A 15,550-nucleotide genomic window follows, 5' to 3' on the forward strand; every position below is an offset into this window, starting at 1 on the left:
AGAGAAGCAGCTAATGCAGGAATTGCGTTACATCTTGGTTGCCCTGGGCGGTATTGCTATTGCGGCATTGCTCATTCACGGGTTGTGGAGCAACAGAAAGAATCGTCAGGCACCGATCAAAGAGAAACCTCTGGGCCGGATGGAATCCAAATCACGGACTCGTGACAATGACGCCTTCGACAGCGACGGCATAGGTCAGGTGCGTGTGGTCAGCGGCAGCCGTCGTGCCGAGCCCAAGCTCCACAGCGACGAGGCTCGCCAGCCGGATGTCAGCCGTCGTGCGCCTGTCCCCGCCTTCGATGATGAGGATGATGACGCCGAGCTGCCACCGCCCGTGGTGCGCAAGCCTGCCGCTCGTCCGGTTGCCCCGCCCCCCGTCTATGAAGAGGACGAGGAGGAGTTCGAGGAGCCCCTGGCCGAGACAGCAGAGGAAGCGCCTGCCGCGCCGGTGCGCAAACCTGCCCAGGTGATCCGTCGTACCCCGGTACACCGTTCCCGTCCCCAGCGCGAGCCGCTGCTGCAACCGCTGGATGATGAACCCCTGGTCGAACCGGCTTATGCAACAGCCCCGACGTTTGGTGTGCGCGAACCGGTTCAGGCGCCGGCACCCGAATACAAGCAGGCCCGTTATGCAGTCCCCGAGCCTGCCTACGAGGAGCCCGTGTATGAAGAGCCCGTCCGCGAGCCGCTGCTCGATACCCCGCCGGTCGAGAAGATCTGGCAGGATGTCTATGTCATCAACCTGATGGCGCGCCCCGGTCACGATCTGCAAGGGGCCACCCTGCTGGCCTCCCTGATGGCGTTGGGCTTCAAGTTTGGCGAGATGGACATCTTCCATCGCCACGAGGATCTCAACGGCAAGGGTGAAGTGCTCTTCTCCATGATCAACATGGTCAAGCCGGGCACCTTCAATCCCTACCGGATGGAACAGTTCGACACCCCGGGTGTCTCCCTGTTCATGCAGTTGCCGCTGCGCAGCAATGCCGCCTTTGCCTTCGAGCACATGTTGCAGGCTGCCGACCAGCTGGCCAGCGATCTGGATGCCATGCTGACTGACATGGATCGCAGCCCGCTGAGCGACGAGACCATAGCCCGTTACCGGCACGAACTGGCTGCCTACGAGGCCAGTCGCGACTAAGACTCCACGCGGGTCGAGTACATCAAGAGTGCGGTACCCAGGTGCCGCATTTTTGTTTGTGCGGTTAACTTATTATTCCAACCACAGTCCGAGACTTCTCCATGAGCGAAACCCTCTCCCGCCACCGTCAACTGTGTGAGCTGCTGATTGAATACGGTCATCAGTACTATGTGCTGGACGAGCCGACCGTGCCGGACGCCGAATACGATCGGCTGATGCGCGAACTGATCGCGCTGGAAGCCGACCATCCCGAGCTGAAGACCCCCGCCTCCCCCAGCGTGCGGGTCGGTGGTCAGCCGCTGACCGCCTTCAAGCAGGTGCGCCACGAGATCCCCATGCTGAGTCTGGACAACGTATTCAGCAGCGAGGAGCTGCAGGCGTTCGAGCAGCGGATGAGGGATCGCCTGAAGCGGGAGATAAGCTTCACCTTCTGTTGCGAGCCCAAGCTGGACGGTCTGGCGGTGAGCCTGCTCTATGTGGATGGCCAGCTGGTGCAGGCTGCCACCCGGGGCGATGGCACCACGGGCGAGGAGATCACCGAGAACGTGCGCACCATCAAGGCGATCCCGCTCGTCCTGCGGGGCGAGGGCTGGCCGGCAAGGCTGGAGGTGAGGGGGGAGGTCTTTATGCCCAAGGCCGGCTTCGAGGCGATGAATGCCAGGGCGCTGGCGGCAGGGGAGAAGGTGTTCGTCAACCCGCGCAACGCCGCCGCAGGCAGCCTGCGCCAGCTCGATTCGCGCATCACCGCCAGCCGTCCCTTGAACTTCTACGCCTATGGCGTCGGGGTGGGCGGCGATCAGCTGGGGGATTCCCACTTCGATCGCCTGTGCCAACTCAAGGCGTGGGGCCTGCCCATGAGTCAGGAGGTGAAACTCAAGGAGGGGGCGGCCGGCTGCCAGGCCTTCCACGATGACATCCTGACCCGCCGTGGCGAGCTGGCCTACGAGATCGACGGCGTTGTCTACAAGGTCGATGCCATCCCCCTGCAGGAGGAGCTGGGTTTCGTGGCGCGGGCACCGCGCTGGGCCACGGCTCACAAGTTCCCGGCCCAGGAGGAGATGACACTGCTGGAGAACGTCGAGTTTCAGGTCGGCCGCACCGGCGCCGTGACCCCGGTCGCCAAGCTCAAACCAGTGTTCGTCGGCGGCGTGACCGTCTCCAACGCCACCCTGCACAACGCCGACGAGATTGAGCGCCTTGGCGTCATGATCGGCGATACAGTGATAGTGCGCCGTGCCGGGGACGTGATCCCGCAGATAGTCGCCGTGGTGGAGGCGCAGCGCCCCGTTGATGCCCGCGAGATCCTCTTCCCCACCCAGTGTCCTGTCTGTGGCTCCGCGGTGGAGCGGCTCGAGGGGGAGGTGGTGACCCGTTGCTCCGGCGGTCTGTTCTGCGAGGCGCAGCGCAAGGAGGCGATCAAGCACTTCGCTGCGCGCCGCGCCATGGACGTGGACGGCCTGGGTGACAAGATAGTCGAGCAGCTGGTGGACAAGGGGCTGGTGAAGACCCCGGCCGATCTGTTCAGCCTCAATGCCATCCAGCTGGCCGGGCTGGAGCGCATGGGACAGAAGTCCGCGCTCAATCTGGTGGCGGCCATCGATGCGGCGCGCAGCACTACCCTGCCGCGCTTCCTGTTTGCGCTGGGCATTCGCGAGGTGGGGGAGGCGACCGCGCTCAACCTCGCCAACCACTTCCTCACCCTGGAGGCCCTGCGCGCCGCCTCGGTGGAGCAACTGCTCGAGGTGGCCGACGTGGGGGATGTGGTGGCCAAGCACGTCTACTACTTCCTGCGTCAACCTCACAATGTGGAGGTGCTGGAAGCCCTGCTGGCGGCCGGTATCCACTGGCCGGCCATCGAGAAGAAAGAAGCGGCAGAGCAGCCTTTTGCCGGCAAGACCTTCGTGCTGACCGGCACCCTCACCCAGCTGTCCCGAAACGACGCCAAGGCGGCGCTGCAGGCGTTGGGGGCCAAGGTGGCGGGATCTGTGTCGGCCAAGACGGATGTGCTGGTGGCGGGGGAAGCGGCCGGCTCCAAGCTGACCAAGGCGCAGGAGCTCGGCATCACCATCTGGACCGAAGAAGAGCTGCAACAGGCGTTGCAAGGCTGAGTCGCCCACGCCCAGCTTGCTCGCAGCGCAACCCGATAAGAGAGAACCCGGCCTGGCCGGGTTCTCTCTTTGTTTTTGGGCGGTGAATCACTCACGCCAGAGGATCTTGTAGCGCCACTTGTCTGGCAGGGTGAGCTGCCAGCGGGCCAGCTCCTGCTTGCTGAACACATATTCGCCGCGCAGGGCGGCGCGCGGTGCCAGGGTTTTGGGCTGGGCCCCCGCCAGTATGGCGTTGACCAGCTCGGCCGCTTTCGCCCCCTGATCGCGCCCATCCAGCACCAGGCCGCCGATGGCCTTGCCCGGGCCCACGGTGAACTCCCAGAAGCAGAACAGGGGCACAGGGCTGTGGGCGCTGGTCCACTCCAGCACAGTCTGTTCGCTCACGTGCTTGCCATCATCGTCCACCAGCGTGTGGTAGAGGCCGATAAAGATGGCTTCGTAGCCATTTTTTTTGGCGTTGAGCACCGCCTCCTGCCACAGGCTGTAGTCACCTATGAGCTGACTGTTGACCCGGGTCTGGCCGACCCGCAGATCGGTCTGGGTCTTGAACTCATCCTCGATGGCGGTAAGCGCCACGTTGCTTGAATCAAACAGCACCAGTGCCTTCTCGATACCCCCCATCAGCTGGCTCATCTCGCTGATGTTGCGTTTGAGCAGGGGGCGCTCAAGCACGCCCGTGATCTTGGGGTGACCGACCAGCCCCTTGTGGCGCGGGTTCTCGTTCATGCCGAGAAACACCACGGGAGTGCCGAGGGAGGCAATCTCGTTGGCCAGATAGTTGATGGCGTTGTCATCGCCGAGCACCACCAGATCCGGCTTGACCTGCTGGTAGAAGGCCAGCGCCTGTTCGGCAATCTTGTCGAAATCGCCATTGGGGTGGCGCTTGGTGTCCATGTAGAAGTGGCTGATGTGATTCTTGCCGCTCAGATGGGCTTGCAGGCTGGCGTTGTAGCTCTGATCCCACAGGTATTCGGGGTGATAGCTGCTGATCACCAGGATCTCGGCCGCCCACAACCGGCAGGGCAGGAGGCACAGCAGCAGTAGCAGGGTCTTGGCCATGTGGGGTCCCGTCGATAGCAATGATATTCCACTCATTATGCCTGTTTTGCGCCAGACGTGCCCTCGTCAGCCACTGTCGCAGGAGGGGATTTTTTTCTGTCACGGCCCCGTCGAACGCCAGCCCGCACCAGGCTTGGAAATAGCCTTGTATGGAGCTGTTTTTCACTGGTCGGGAACTGCGCCACTCGCCTCAAAACCTGTTCTGGATCAAGAAATGAGGCCGCGCTTTGGTGCCTAATAGACACCACATATAGGGACGCATTCATATAAAACACCTATATGTTGTGTTATTAAGCTGTGTACAAGCTGTTCTCTTCTCATCGTCAGCCCTGGCTTGTCAAGCCTCGGCTGAATTTATTTGCGCCCAGGACGAGGCGTGGAGAAGGGCACCAAACAAGGGTAAGCCGAAGGCGATAGCCTGGCCTTTTAAACGGGGAAAACGCATGAAACCGGTTGTGATCAAACGTGATGGATGTCGCGCACCATTCAATGCCCAGCTGATTGCCGAGGCAGTGGGCCGAGCGGCAGAGGCGGTCAGTCAGGCCAATCCGACCCTGGGTGAGCGCGTTGCCGCCGCCGTCAGTCAGGAGCTGGAAGGGCGTGGCGAGGTGGATATCCATGAGATCCAGAACCGGGTCGAGAACCACCTGATGGCTTCCGACGACAAGGCCATCGCCCGTGCCTATATCGAATATCGTCACGACCGGGATCAGGCTCGCGAGGCCCGCGGCCGGTTGGCTCAGGAGATCCGTGGCCTGGTGGAGCAGACCAACGCGGCCCTGCTCAACGAGAACGCCAACAAGGATTCCAAGGTGATCCCGACCCAGCGCGATCTGCTGGCCGGCATCGTCGCCAAGCACTACGCCACCAGCCACATGCTGCCTCGCGACGTGGTGCAGGCGCACGAGAGCGGTGATCTGCACTTCCACGATCTCGACTACTCTCCCTTCTTCCCCATGTTCAACTGCATGCTGATCGACCTGAAGGGGATGCTGACCCACGGCTTCAAGATGGGCAATGCGGAGATAGACACCCCCAAATCCATCAGCACTGCGACTGCAGTGACCGCCCAGATCATCGCCCAGGTGGCGAGCCACATCTATGGCGGCACCACCATCAACCGCATCGACGAGGTGCTGGCCCCCTATGTGACCATCAGCTGGCAGAAACACAGGGAAGTGGCCGAGGAGTGGGGCATCAGCGATGTAGACGCCTACGCCATGGCCCGTACCGAGAAGGAGTGTTACGACGCCTTCCAGTCGCTGGAGTACGAGGTCAATACCCTGCACACCGCCAACGGCCAGACCCCCTTCGTCACCTTCGGCTTCGGCCTTGGCGACAGCTGGGAGTCCCGCATGATCCAGGGGGCCATCCTCAGCAACCGCATCGCCGGCCTCGGCAAGAACAGGAAGACGGCCGTGTTCCCGAAACTGGTGTTCGCCATCAAGGATGGCCTCAACCACAAGCAGGGCGATCCCAACTACGACATCAAGCAGCTGGCGCTGGAGTGTGCTTCCAAGCGCATGTATCCGGACATCCTCAACTACGACCAGGTGGTCAAGGTGACCGGTTCCTTCAAGACCCCCATGGGCTGCCGCTCCTTCCTCGGCGCTTACGAGGAAAATGGCGAGCTGATCCATGAAGGGCGCAACAATATCGGGGTGGTGAGCCTCAACCTGCCGCGCATCGCCCTCAAGTCTCGCGACGAGGCGGATTTCTGGGACAAGCTGGATGCCGCCCTGCGAGTGGCCAAGACGGCGCTCATGTATCGCATCGAGCGACTCGACGGTGTCAAGGCGCGGGTCGCCCCCATCCTCTACATGGAAGGGGCCTGCGGGGTGCGGCTCAAGGCCGACGACAACGTCAGCGAAATCTTCAAGCACGGCCGCGCCTCCATTTCGCTCGGCTACATAGGGGTGCACGAGACCATCAACGCCCTGTTTGGCACCGATGTCCATCTGTTCGACAGCGACACCCTGCGCCAGAAGGCCATCGATATCATCGCCCGCCTCAAGGCGGCGACCGACGAGTGGAAAGAGGAAACCGGCTACGGCTTCAGCCTCTACTCCACCCCGAGCGAGAATCTCTGCACCCGTTTCTGTCGCATCGACGCCAAGGAGTTTGGCGTGGTGGCCGGGGTGACCGACAAGGGTTACTACACCAACAGCTTCCACCTCGACGTGGAGAAGCAGGTGAACCCGTACGACAAGCTGGATTTCGAGGCGCCCTATCCGCCCATCGCCAGCGGCGGTTTCATCTGCTACGGCGAGTACCCCAATATCCAGCACAACCTGGAAGCGCTCGAGAACGTCTGGGACTACAGCTATGACAAGGTGCCCTACTACGGCACCAACACCCCCATCGACGAGTGCTACGACTGCGGTTTCACCGGCGAGTTCGAGTGTACCTCCAAGGGCTTCACCTGCCCGCGCTGCGGCAACCATGATCCGGCCAAGGTATCGGTGACCCGCCGGGTCTGCGGTTATCTCGGCAGCCCGGATGCGCGCCCCTTCAACGCGGGCAAGCAGGAAGAGGTCAAACGCCGCGTCAAGCATATGTAAGCCGGGCGGCTGAGCGGCGAGATGGCTCCCGATGATGAGGGAGCCATTTTTATTGGCGAACCCGGCCCATGACGGGTTGAGGAGAGACGAGATGCACTACCACCAGTACTACCCGGTCGATGTGATCAACGGCCCCGGCACCCGCGCCACCCTGTTTGTGTCGGGCTGCGAGCACCAGTGTCCGGGCTGCTACAACCAGAGCACCTGGCGGCTCGATGGCGGCAAGCCGTTTGATGAGGCGATGAGCGATCGCATCATCGGCGATCTCAACGACACGCGCATCAAGCGGCGAGGTCTGTCGCTCTCCGGCGGCGATCCACTCCACCCGGCCAACGTGCCTCAGGTGCTGGCGCTGGTGAAACGGGTGCGGGCCGAGTGCCCCGGCAAGGACATCTGGTGCTGGACCGGTTATCTGCTTGGCGAGCTCTCGCCGGCCCAGTGCGAGCTGGTGGCCTTGCTGGATGTGCTGGTGGATGGCAAGTTCGAGAAGGGGCTGGCGGATCCCGGTCTGCTCTGGCGCGGCAGCAGCAATCAGGTGATTCATGACCTCAAGGCCTGGCGCGAGCAGCAGGAGACGCGGATCCCCTGTTTCACTCAGCCGTGAGCGGCCCTTTGTTTCGTTTGCAGTTGAGGCCAAGGCTGTTTATGGTGAGCCCATCCCGAACCGTGAAACATCTTTGACGAGGAAGTGCGAGATGAACAATCTGCTCAAGATCTTGCTGGCCATTTTTCTGCCCCCCGTGTGCGCCTTTATCCAGGTAGGCTTCAGCCTGCACTTTTTCATCAACATAGTGCTGACCCTGCTCGGCGGCCTGCCCGGCATGGTGCATGCGCTCTGGCTGGTGGTGAGCGACAAGCGTGGCTGACGTTGAGCCTCTTTGCTAAAAGCCAACCCGATGGGGTTGGCTTTTTTTATGATGCTCAAACGGTGTCGACTTGTGATGGCAGCAGGCCGGCAACCATGCCGGAGGATGGCGCAACGTCGTCCTGGACCGATTTCACCAAGACGCGCTATCGGGTGTATGAGCAGAAGCTCCACACCATACGGGGGCGTGCAGTGAGTCGCTTCGATGGCGGGGTAAAATAACAAAATCCCGGCCAGGCCGGGATTTCTCATTATTGCTGCTTGCAGTCGTTGTAGACGCTCTGCCACTCGCCATCCTTGTCGCGCATCTCGACGAATCCTTCCTCCCCCTTGTTCCACCAGACGGCTTCATGCTCATCGGTATAACGGGCGCCGGAGGCGGAGACCGTCTGCGGCAGGGTGTAATCCTTGCCATCGGGCAGTGCCAGCTTGACGAAGTTCAGGCTCTGGTCGGAGAGGGCGAAGTAGCTCACCTGCACCTTCTTGCCCTGCTCACACTGATAGGTGACGGGATCGCCGCCGGTTACGCTCAAGGTGGTGGCCCCGCGTTCGCAACCGCTCAGCAGGGTCAGGGCCGTGATGCCCAGCAGCAGAATATTGGCGTGTTTCATCTTGAACTCTCCATCGGTGTCATCCGGGCTTGAGCCTACCAGCTTGCGCCCAAGTCGCAATCTTCCCGGAGGCGGATTGCGTCGGTAAGTGTCCGGGTGAATCGCATGGTCATACCAACGCAGCCTGCCGGATGACGGGTGTGTCGAGGGGGCATCTCATGGCGCGCTCCAGGATATCCAGGATGTCGCTGTCTATGGTCTCGTCAAACTTGCGGGCGAACAGGTGCTCGCTTTGCTGCAGGGCATCGGCGTCGTGCACCGTGTAGTCGCGCGGGCGCAGCTTGATGTCACCCATGGGGATCCAGTCGATGGCTCGCTTGTCATCGTTGACTATCTGGCCCTGATAGCTGGTGTTCATGATCACCGTCTGGAAGAAACCTTCGTCGGCGATCAGGGTATGGCGGTAGAAATCCTTGAAACGATCGACCTCCGGGCTGTGGCTGACGAATTCGCAGAAGGCCCGGCTCAGGATCATCCACTGATTGCCAATGTAGGGGGTCACACCTGCCAGAAAGGGACGGGTCTTCACCGGCTCGCACACCAGCTCAGTCGCGGTTTCGGTCACATAGTGATCGATACGGTGCAGTGTGTCCGGTCTGTGCTGGCGCTGATCCGCGACCTTGAGGAAATCCTTGCCCTTGTGATCGCGCAGGAAGTCGTGAATGTCGCTCTGGGAGCGCAGCGGGAAGTCCTGGGCGCTCAGATTGATGAAGAACTCCCACTCCTTGTTTTGCTCCAGCAGCGCCGCTATGCCGCGCAGCTCCGCATCCACCAGGCTGTAACCGCCCCAGAGTGCATTCTTGCTGGGGAGCATGGCGGCGTTGGGGTAATCGGCCAGAAAGCGGGCTATCTCCTGCTGCAGCTCTGGGCCCGAGCTCTTGTCCACGTGGATCAGGTAGTGGTTGCTGTCGTGGTAAATCGCCTTGAACAGGCGCTTGAACTGATCGGGATAGCGATGAACCAGAATGAGGTAGGCAATCATGTCAATGTGTCCTGTGTGGGCGGCAGGGCTGCGCCAAACAGAAAATCGCCTCAGGCCGCTGGCTTGAAGCTTGTTCTCGTCGGGATGGCCGCTGTCGCAGTAAAAAAGAGTGGATAGCAGATAACAACAGTGAGAACAGGCTGCGACGGGGAGGGGATGCGCCTTATGGCATCGGGTCAATACAGCTGGTCTGGCGACGTCGGGTTGAGGGTGAGAGGTGGGCAAGGGCTGCCCTGGCTGGTGACTCTTTTGCATGACAAGCCTGTCATCAGGTGCAGAGCGCAATCGGCCGACGAGTGAGGGGCCACAGTAGCACGGTTCGGGCCAGCGTCGTCATATATCGCAGGTGGCGCAGAAAAACAGTTCAATGGAGTCCAAGCCTGGCTTCGAAGTCCCGTATCAGCGCCTCGTAGGTGCCATTGTTTTTGATCTTCTGCAGCCCCTCCTCGAAGCGCCTGGCCATGGCCTCTCCCTGGGGATGGGCGCGGGAGAAGGCGAGCCAGAAGCCGTCGGTGGAGAGCTTGCCCACCTTGACCACCCGGCCGGTCAGCTGCTTCTGCTGGATCTTGAGGTAGCCCGGCATCTCGTTCATCAGTATGTAATCGACCCGGCCGCGCACCAGCATCTCGATGATCTGGGTGTCCGACTTGGCCTGAAAGCGGGTGATCCTGGGGTTTTCCATGAAGTCGGTGGGATAGGTGTAGCCGAGGGTGATGCCCACCGTTTTCTGTTCCAGCGAGGTGAGTTTGAGATCCCGGCGAGGTTCGCTGGCCAGGGCGAAGATGGCGAGATCTTCCTCGAACATGGGGGTCTCGTGCCAATAGTACTGGTAGCGGTTCTCCTCCGTGATGGTGGCATCGAAGCAGCCAAGCACCTTGTCGCTTTTGGCCTCGTGCATGCAGCGGGCGAAGGGGATGGTGCGAAACTCGACGGCTATGCCCTCCACGGCGAAGATGGCCTTCACCAGATCCGGTGCCAGCCCTTCTGGCTGGCCAGTCTCCTTGTTCAGCGTGCAATAAGGGGCCCAGTCATCCTCGGCGGCGATCAGCACTGGGGCGGCCCAGGCGCTGCTTATGCCCAGCGAGAGGGCGACTGCCAGCCAGCCATTGTGAACTCGTGCCATTGTGCCTCTCCGCCTTGTGACCACCCTTGCAAGCATAGTTGCTGTTGTTGTCCGACCAGCGCGGCTGGCCTGCAAAATGCGGACAAAAAAACGCCCCGGTAGGCATAGCGGGGCGAAAAACAGCACATCCTTGAGCTAACAACAGGGAGTCAATAACCGAACCGAGTCGCCTCGAAGCGGTTAAGCAGTCGGTGGATGAGATAACAGGCCAGCAGGGTGGCGACGATGGCAAATAGTATGCTGCTCACCCGATAGAGGGCGCTGAACACCAGATCGTTGCCCGGGGTCAGGTACTGGCCAAACAGTATGCCGAGGGTGGTGAGGGCGCCGAAGCCGACTCCGGAGCCGCTCGCCTCCTTCACATGGGCGTGGCTGAACAACATGGCCCCGAGCCAGAGCATGGGGGCGACCAGCAGGAGCAAGCCGGACCAGTCGTAGAGTACCAGCTGGCTGAGCAGGCCGAAGGTCACACCGAGCAGGGTGCCCATGGCCCGCTTGCGGGCATAGCTCAGGGCGCCGTTCCAGTGCATGGGAAACAGCAGCAGCAGGGTGGTGGCCTGGGCGGACATGGAGTCCCGCAAGTCGAAGATCTGGAACACCATGAAGGAGAGGGTGGCTATGCTGGCGCCGAGCAGGGCCTCGTGCCGCATCCTGTGTGGCGCCTTGGGGGTCGCCGCCGGCTTGGGCCGCTCTTCCACATCCGGGATCAGCGCCGTCATCAGGTAGGCGATGAGCACCGACAGTGTGCTGGCCCACAGGTTGCTGAAGATGAGGTCGTTGAGATCGGTCTGCGGATAGCTGGCAAAGTGCAGCATTATGCTCAGGCTCAACACGCCATTGGCGCCGAACAGGAACAGACTGCCCCGCGACATGGCGGCGAAGCGATAGAGAAACAGCAAAAAGGCGATGGGGATCATCAGGCCGGGATGGCCGCCAAACAGCCCTCCCAGCAGACCCACTTCCACACCGCAGATGACGGCGGCCGCGATCAGCTGACGGGCGGCATGGCCGTTCATCACTGGCACCATGCCCAGCAGCAATACCGGGGTCACGGTATAGAAGACCCCATAGTTCCAGCCGAAGGTTTTACAGAGCAAGAACCCCAGGGTGCAGCCAAAGGCGATGCGCAGACATTGGCGCAGCTCGTTGGCGGTGAGGGGCCTGTGCCACAGGTTCATGGTCGCCACCTTAGTAGATGTAGTGCAGCAGGCTGAGCAGGCGGATCTGGCCGCGGGCAAACAGGGCGCTCAGCGCGTTGTCCGGCAGCAGCTGGACGGTGGCGCGGGCACCGGCCGGCAGGTGTCCTGGCAACTGCTCCAGTGTCAGGTGCAGGCGCAGCCGCTGGGCATCGCGCACCCAGCGATCCGATTCGGTGGGGCTGGCCAGCAGACCGTTGGCATCGAACTGACCGGCGCTGACACCGGCATCCAGGCTGGTGACCCGAGCCGGATAGAGCTTGCCCGGCTCGCCATCGAAGGCGACCAGCGCCTGGCTGTCCTGAGCCACGTGGCGCAGGCTCTTCTCGCGAAAATCGGCGATCACGTCCACCTGCTCGGAGACCAGTGCCAGCAGCGGGGCCCCCGCCGCCGCGAAACTGCCCGGCTTGAGTTGCAGGTTGGTGATGATGCCATCCTGGCTGGCGTGTACCTGGCTGTAGGCGAGGTTGAGCTCGGCCTGGGCGAGGTGGTTGCGCGCCTGACGCAGCAAGAGGTTGTCATCGCCGGACAAACCGCGGTTCACTCTGGCCTGGGTCATGCGGGCCTTGCTGGCCATCAGGTTGGCCTGGGCGGTGCGAAATGCGCTGTCGGCATCATCTTTTTGTTGTTCCGACACCATGTGACGGCGATAGAGGGCGTCGATGCGTTCGGCTTCCCGCAGCTTCTGGGAGGCCTGACTCTGCAACGAGTTGAAGTCGGCGGTCGCGGCGTTCAGGGTGGCGTCGAGCTGACGGTTCTGCTGCTCGGCCTGATCCAGCGCGAGCCGGGCCTGTTCGACGGCCAGTGCAAAGGGGGCGGGATCGAGCGTGAACAGCAGATCCCCCTGTTTGACATGCTGGTTGTTGCCGACGGCGACCTGCGCCACCTTGCCACTGACCTGGGGAGCCATCTTGGTCACGACACGGGTGGCCATGGCTTGCGGGGTGAGCGGCATCTTGAGGTCGGCCAGCAGGAAGTAGCCAAATACCAGTATGAAGGACCCCATGGCCCATTTTATCCAGCGTTTGAATTGTTGATCCGGGGTCATCTTATTCTCTCTCTTCACTCTGTGAACCTATCTTGCCGAGGGCGTTGGCGGAGATCCGGTGCACTATGTCTTCAAATTGCGTCAGCTCTTTCTGGCTGATGCCGGCGAGCAGATCCCGACGCACCCCTATGATGCGATCCTCGATCTGGTCGAGCAGCGCCTTGCCCGCTGGCGTCAGGGTGACGATGCGGGCCCGTTTGTCCTGACTGCAACTGTGGCGCTCTATCAGCCCCTGCTCTTCCAGCAGACCCAGGGTGCGCATCAGGGAGGGCAGCTCTATCTCCAGCGCCTCGGCGAGCGTCTTCTGGCTGAGGTGACCACCGAGGCGACTGAGTTTCCACAGTGCGGTCCAGCGCGGATGGGTCAGGCCCAGGGGCGCCAGCTCAAGATCGGCCACGGTACGCCACAGTCGATGCAGTCGTCCGACTCGCTCGGCGAGGGACAACTCGCGCAACATTTCCAGATCCTTCATCATTCGTGCTCTCTACTTACTTAGCCTGCTAAGCATTGTAGTTATTTAGCAGGCTAAGTAAATAGTGTGATCGGGATCTTGTTTGGAAAAAATTAAAACAGGTTTCTTATGGCGCTTTTTTGATGAGCAAGGAGCCTCATAAGAGGCTTTTTTTGGTTAGAAATGAGCGAAAAGTGCGTGAAATCCCATGGCATACCCTGGCGGGATAAATAAACGTGGGCTGGTTGGTGGGATGAAAATAAGGAAAGGGTCGCGCCTGCTATTATTTTTGGTCAACAAGGTGTCATATAAATTCGGCAGCCTGTTTTTTATCCACTAATATTGATGGGTCAGCTAAACAGGGAGACGATAGCTGTGGAACGATATGAATCGGGTGACCCCCATTTTTCAATCGAGAGCCTGCTGGCCGATGGAGAATATGTTGCCGACGCGCATTATGGCCTCAGTCTGGAAGCGAGCGATATCTGTCATGAATTTGACCCTGCCAATATTCCACTGTTATTAGCCGAATAGCGAAAACAAGCAGGTTGAAATGAGGCACTGGCCATTCAGGTGTGCCCGACCCTTGGGGCATGCCCTGTCCCGTCAGCCTCATTGATCGCTCTGGAAGCCACAGTTGTTGCGCCGCGCCTGCGATGCAACCCACATGGCATCCCTCTCGGAATCCCCTCTTGCCGGTGGAGCCCGGGGCCTGGTGATCCGCCGGCCTCAGCTCATGGGAGAACATTGGCGCTATGCCAGCCTTGTTGCCGCTTTGATATGAAGACGCAGCCTATATATGGGGCTGTCATCATCCGAGCGCGATCCGATTATTTTTTGCTGGTTGGTGAATAAAATTTAATCAATGTTTAATGTTTGTCCCGCCAGGTCGTGGTGTCATGCCGACATCACTCTTTATTTCTGCGTCTGGTTAGCGCAGTTCAGGGCTCTGTAATAATGCTGGCGGGGGCAGTTTATGGCCGTTTTTGGGTCATAGCGTTTAAGATTTTAATGTTTTTATATGCCTTTGCAGTCGGGCTAACCGACAGGGAAGGGGAGGTTCACTAGAGTAGCGCCACACCACACGCTGGAGCATAACAATGAAAAACCTCTCTACCTCACAAACCAGGGTCGCACTGTTTGGCGACCGACAGATTGCCGGCATGCCCATGATGATCTTCCTCGGGCTTGCCACTTGCGTGCTCTTCTCGGGCTGGAATGGATCCTTGCCGCTTGGCATGGTCGGCGCGCTGGCGCTGATGTTCGTGCTCGGCACCCTGCTGACCGAGCTGGGGGAGCGCATCACCCCCATACGTGAATACCTGGGGGGCGGCACCATACTCGCCATCTTCGGCGGCGCCGCCCTGTTTGAATACCGGATCCTGCCAGTAGAGGCGGGTCAGGTGATCATCGGTTTCATGAAGGAGGGAGGCTTTCTCAACTTCTTCATCGCCAGCCTGGTGACCGGCTCCGTGTTCGGCATGAGCAGTGCCCTGCTGAAAAATGCCGCCATGCGTTACCTGCCGGTGATCCTGGGGGGCGTGACCCTGGCGCTGCTCAGCGTCGGCCTGGTCGGCTCCCTGATGGGTTATGGCTTCAAGAATGCGGTGCTGCTCATCGGCCTGCCCATCATGGGCGGCGGCATGGGTGCCGGCGCCGTGCCGCTGGTGGAGATCCTCTCGGGCCCGATGCAGATGTCGAGCGCCGATCTGCTGTCACGCATGGTGCCCGCCGTGGTGATCGCCAACACCCTGGCCATTCTGGTCGGCACCCTGCTGGCTCGTCTCGGCCGTCGTTACCCCTCCCTGACCGGCAACGGCCGGCTGATGATCAAGGAGAGCAGCCAGACGGTGGCCGAGGAGCAGGTTCAGGCACCGACCCTGGAGAGTCTCGGCATGGGGCTCTTCATCAGCTCCAGCATGTTCGTGCTGGGCTCCCTGCTCGGCAACTTCATTCCCATGCACCCCTTCGCGCTCATGATACTGGCGGTGGCCATCATCAAGGTGAGCGGCCTGCTGCCGCGTCGCTACGAGCAGGCGGCCGCCGACTGGTACCAGTTCGTGGTCGGCAATCTGACGCCCTCCCTGCTGGTGGGGATAGGGGTTGCCTACACCAGCATCCCCGAGCTCATCAGCGCCTTCTCCATCAGCTACTTCGTGCTGGTGCTGGTGACCGTGGTCGGCGGTGCCCTGGGGGCGGCCCTGGTGGGGCGCATGATAGGTTTTTATCCCATAGAGGCGGCCATCACCGGCGGTCTGTGCATGGCCAACATGGGCGGCACGGGCGATGTGGCCGTGCTGTCGGCGGCCCAGCGCATGAAGCTGATGCCGTTTGCCCAGATCTCTTCCCGTCTCGGGGGCGCCGTCATGTTGATCCTGGCCACCCTGCTCATCTCGCTGCTGGCATAA

14 protein-coding genes are annotated in these 15,550 nt (G+C 61.1%); 7 read left to right on the top strand and 7 right to left on the bottom strand.

Going from position 1 to position 15,550, the window contains the following annotated elements:
- Positions 1-13 precede the first annotated feature (13 nt).
- A complete protein-coding gene (gene zipA / locus BN1118_RS05150; RefSeq protein WP_043554810.1) occupies positions 14-1,138 on the top strand; it encodes a cell division protein ZipA in 1,125 nt (374 codons plus the stop codon).
- 101 nt (positions 1,139-1,239) lie between these two features.
- The gene (ligA, locus tag BN1118_RS05155; RefSeq protein ID WP_043554811.1) at positions 1,240-3,246 is read left to right on the top strand and encodes an NAD-dependent DNA ligase LigA; all 2,007 of its coding nucleotides are present in this window, start codon (positions 1,240-1,242) and stop codon (positions 3,244-3,246) included.
- 87 nt (positions 3,247-3,333) lie between these two features.
- Here the strand turns inward: ligA and BN1118_RS05160 are convergent, their stop codons facing one another.
- A complete protein-coding gene (locus BN1118_RS05160) occupies positions 3,334-4,305 on the bottom strand; it encodes an ABC transporter substrate-binding protein (protein WP_098984738.1) in 972 nt (323 codons plus the stop codon).
- A gap of 443 nt (positions 4,306-4,748) precedes the next feature.
- On the opposite strand from BN1118_RS05160, the gene nrdD reads away from it, so the two are divergent.
- From nrdD to BN1118_RS20990, 3 genes are all read left to right on the top strand, one after another.
- The gene (gene nrdD, locus BN1118_RS05165; RefSeq protein WP_043554813.1) at positions 4,749-6,866 is read left to right on the top strand and encodes an anaerobic ribonucleoside-triphosphate reductase; all 2,118 of its coding nucleotides are present in this window, start codon (positions 4,749-4,751) and stop codon (positions 6,864-6,866) included.
- Between the two features lie 91 nt (positions 6,867-6,957).
- Entirely contained in the window at positions 6,958-7,470 is a 513-nt protein-coding gene (gene nrdG, locus BN1118_RS05170; protein WP_043554814.1) for an anaerobic ribonucleoside-triphosphate reductase-activating protein, read from the top strand.
- Positions 7,471-7,561: 91 nt separating this feature from the next.
- Positions 7,562-7,732 carry a YqaE/Pmp3 family membrane protein gene (locus BN1118_RS20990; RefSeq protein WP_042867241.1) on the top strand — a complete coding sequence of 57 codons (171 nt, stop codon included), beginning with the start codon at positions 7,562-7,564 and terminating at the stop codon, positions 7,730-7,732.
- 250 nt (positions 7,733-7,982) lie between these two features.
- Here BN1118_RS20990 and BN1118_RS05180 read toward each other — a convergent pair whose 3' ends face one another.
- From BN1118_RS05180 to slyA, 6 genes are all read right to left on the bottom strand, one after another.
- Complete coding sequence (locus BN1118_RS05180) at positions 7,983-8,342, bottom strand: MliC family protein (RefSeq protein ID WP_043134547.1); 360 nt, start codon at positions 8,340-8,342, stop codon at positions 7,983-7,985.
- 109 nt (positions 8,343-8,451) lie between these two features.
- Positions 8,452-9,324 carry a beta-1,6-N-acetylglucosaminyltransferase gene (locus tag BN1118_RS05185; RefSeq protein ID WP_052449157.1) on the bottom strand — a complete coding sequence of 291 codons (873 nt, stop codon included), beginning with the start codon at positions 9,322-9,324 and terminating at the stop codon, positions 8,452-8,454.
- 364 nt (positions 9,325-9,688) lie between these two features.
- The gene (locus tag BN1118_RS05190; protein ID WP_043554815.1) at positions 9,689-10,447 is read right to left on the bottom strand and encodes a substrate-binding periplasmic protein; all 759 of its coding nucleotides are present in this window, start codon (positions 10,445-10,447) and stop codon (positions 9,689-9,691) included.
- Between the two features lie 149 nt (positions 10,448-10,596).
- Complete coding sequence (locus tag BN1118_RS05195) at positions 10,597-11,625, bottom strand: DUF2955 domain-containing protein (RefSeq protein ID WP_043554816.1); 1,029 nt, start codon at positions 11,623-11,625, stop codon at positions 10,597-10,599.
- A 10-nt stretch (positions 11,626-11,635) separates the two neighbouring features.
- Positions 11,636-12,691, bottom strand: a complete 1,056-nt coding sequence (locus BN1118_RS05200; protein ID WP_043554817.1) for an HlyD family secretion protein — start codon at positions 12,689-12,691, stop codon at positions 11,636-11,638.
- A 1-nt stretch (position 12,692) separates the two neighbouring features.
- Complete coding sequence (gene slyA / locus BN1118_RS05205; protein WP_043554818.1) at positions 12,693-13,166, bottom strand: transcriptional regulator SlyA; 474 nt, start codon at positions 13,164-13,166, stop codon at positions 12,693-12,695.
- A 318-nt stretch (positions 13,167-13,484) separates the two neighbouring features.
- Between slyA and BN1118_RS20995 the strand changes: the two genes are divergently transcribed.
- Together BN1118_RS20995 and BN1118_RS05210 are read left to right on the top strand one after the other, a co-directional pair.
- On the top strand, positions 13,485-13,676 hold the full coding sequence (locus tag BN1118_RS20995) for a hypothetical protein (protein ID WP_084214009.1): 192 nt from the start codon (positions 13,485-13,487) through the stop codon (positions 13,674-13,676).
- A gap of 566 nt (positions 13,677-14,242) precedes the next feature.
- On the top strand, positions 14,243-15,550 hold the full coding sequence (locus BN1118_RS05210) for a 2-hydroxycarboxylate transporter family protein (protein WP_043554819.1): 1,308 nt from the start codon (positions 14,243-14,245) through the stop codon (positions 15,548-15,550).

Origin of the sequence: Aeromonas bestiarum (assembly GCF_000819745.1) — a bacterium.
In the GTDB taxonomy this organism is placed as follows: Bacteria; Pseudomonadota; Gammaproteobacteria; order Enterobacterales; family Aeromonadaceae; genus Aeromonas; species Aeromonas bestiarum.

Bases quoted from the DNA above. Each gene is read 5' to 3' on its own strand.
- zipA (WP_043554810.1), top strand. From the start codon at position 14: ATGCAGGAATTGCGTTACATCTTGGTTGCCCTGGGCGGTATTGCTATT.
- ligA (WP_043554811.1), top strand. From the start codon at position 1,240: ATGAGCGAAACCCTCTCCCGCCACCGTCAACTGTGTGAGCTGCTGATT.
- BN1118_RS05160 (WP_098984738.1), bottom strand. From the start codon at position 4,305: ATGGCCAAGACCCTGCTACTGCTGCTGTGCCTCCTGCCCTGCCGGTTG.
- nrdD (WP_043554813.1), top strand. From the start codon at position 4,749: ATGAAACCGGTTGTGATCAAACGTGATGGATGTCGCGCACCATTCAAT.
- nrdG (WP_043554814.1), top strand. From the start codon at position 6,958: ATGCACTACCACCAGTACTACCCGGTCGATGTGATCAACGGCCCCGGC.
- BN1118_RS20990 (WP_042867241.1), top strand. From the start codon at position 7,562: ATGAACAATCTGCTCAAGATCTTGCTGGCCATTTTTCTGCCCCCCGTG.
- BN1118_RS05180 (WP_043134547.1), bottom strand. From the start codon at position 8,342: ATGAAACACGCCAATATTCTGCTGCTGGGCATCACGGCCCTGACCCTG.
- BN1118_RS05185 (WP_052449157.1), bottom strand. From the start codon at position 9,324: ATGATTGCCTACCTCATTCTGGTTCATCGCTATCCCGATCAGTTCAAG.
- BN1118_RS05190 (WP_043554815.1), bottom strand. From the start codon at position 10,447: ATGGCACGAGTTCACAATGGCTGGCTGGCAGTCGCCCTCTCGCTGGGC.
- BN1118_RS05195 (WP_043554816.1), bottom strand. From the start codon at position 11,625: ATGAACCTGTGGCACAGGCCCCTCACCGCCAACGAGCTGCGCCAATGT.
- BN1118_RS05200 (WP_043554817.1), bottom strand. From the start codon at position 12,691: ATGACCCCGGATCAACAATTCAAACGCTGGATAAAATGGGCCATGGGG.
- slyA (WP_043554818.1), bottom strand. From the start codon at position 13,166: ATGATGAAGGATCTGGAAATGTTGCGCGAGTTGTCCCTCGCCGAGCGA.
- BN1118_RS05210 (WP_043554819.1), top strand. From the start codon at position 14,243: ATGAAAAACCTCTCTACCTCACAAACCAGGGTCGCACTGTTTGGCGAC.